At 43.3% G+C, this 1,583-nt stretch carries 2 protein-coding genes; both read right to left on the bottom strand.

All coding sequences use genetic code 11. The annotated features are described in order from the left end of the window. On the bottom strand, positions 1–1,126 hold a 1,126-nt coding region (locus tag M2134_RS15730; RefSeq protein WP_280758219.1), incomplete at its 3' end, for an IS91 family transposase. Further along, the coding region (locus M2134_RS15725; RefSeq protein ID WP_280758218.1) for a tyrosine-type recombinase/integrase at positions 1,107–1,583 on the bottom strand (477 nt) is incomplete at its 5' end. The genes M2134_RS15730 and M2134_RS15725, both read right to left, overlap by 20 nt.

Raw genomic sequence — 1,583 nt, 5'->3', positions numbered from 1 at the left:
ACAATAGAGGTGGCGGATTTGCCATGTAGTGCTCTATGAGCACCATTACTCCTTTCTTGCACTGTGGGCATAAACAGAAGTTTTTGCTCCATTTCCGTACGACTTTCTCTTTCCATTCTTTCCGTACAAATAAAGAAACAGGAGGTTGATGGAATATCGCCCTGACCTGATTTAAGAGTTTGCGTTTTGCCGGGGAGAAGAGGCCATATTGTCTAATCCTTCGATATCCTTTGTTCTGGATATGCAATGCAAAGCGTCTAAGGAACTCTACCCCTGACAATGTCATTTCCTTCTGCTTTCCATGATCCCTGTAGTCTTTATATCTGAAAGTGACGTTGTCTTGATTTACAGAGATAATCCGGTAGTTGCTAATGGCTATTTTGTGCGTATAGCGTCCTAAATATTCAATGACCGATGCCACTGTCCGGAAGGGTTGTTTGGCGTAGACATTAAATATTTTTTCTTTTACCTGCGGAGCCTTTCTACCCTCCTTTTTTAACATGTTCGACATGTTCGAAAGAAAGATTCCCCGAAATACATGAGCCATTTGGCGAACAGGAAAAAGGAAAGCCGTTTTATTATCCACATACTTTCCCCGAGTCCATCGGTTGCGGTAGTCTATGCCACCTGAGGGAACAATACAATGCAGGTGGGGATGCAATGTCAGGGTTTGCCCCCAGGTATGCAGTATGCTTATCATGCCACTCTGGCCGCCCAGGTATTTAGGATCAAAGGCAAACTTTTCAAGGGTTTGCCATGCTGAACGGAACAGAATGTCCTGCATTTTATTTTTATGGGACAGAAACAAAGTATTCAGACAATCAGGGATAGTAAATACAATATGAAAGTAATCCATATCAGGTATCATATCGCCCGTCCGTTCGATCCATATCTCTCGTTCCAGCCCCTGGCATTTAGGGCAATGGCGGTTGCGGCATGAGTTATAACTAATCTGCTCATGTTCACAATCCGGACAACGAAGTACATGTCCACCCAATAATGATGTCCGACAACTCTTCAGATTATTGAATACTTTCAGGATAAATGAACCGGGGTTGTATTGTTCTATATATTGTTCTTCAAACTGCCGGATTATATCACTTAGCTCAAAGTTTGTCCGTCTCATGGCTGCGTCCGTATAAATGGTCAAAAGGAGAAAAGGCTTTACTTTGATTCCAATGGGTTACGTGAAGATAGACCATCGTACTTTGTATATCGCTATGGCCAAGCAGAGACATCAGTTGACGGATATTAACACCCATTTCCAGCAGATGGGTGGCATAACTGTGGCGAAGTGTGTGGGGCGTTGCTCGCTTTAATATGCCTGCTTTCTTCACGGCATCACGCATAATCCCCTGAATAGAAGCCGAATGCATGGGGCGTCCTGGTGTGCGTCCGTTAAAAAGATATTGTTGGGGAGCATATGCGCGGTAGTACTTTCGTAATCCAACCAACACAGTAGCAGACAAGGGTACATAACGATCTTTATTATACTTTGTTTGTCGTATATGAATAAGCATCCGATCCGAATCAATATCTTCAATCCGGAGATTTATCAATTCTCTAACTCGCAGACCGGCAGA

Origin of the sequence: Parabacteroides sp. PM6-13 (genome assembly GCF_029892605.1) — a bacterium.
In the GTDB taxonomy this organism is placed as follows: Bacteria; Bacteroidota; Bacteroidia; order Bacteroidales; family Tannerellaceae; genus QVMG01.
The sequence above is the reverse complement of the archived record's forward strand: the minus strand, read 5'-3'. Positions and strand labels throughout refer to the sequence as shown.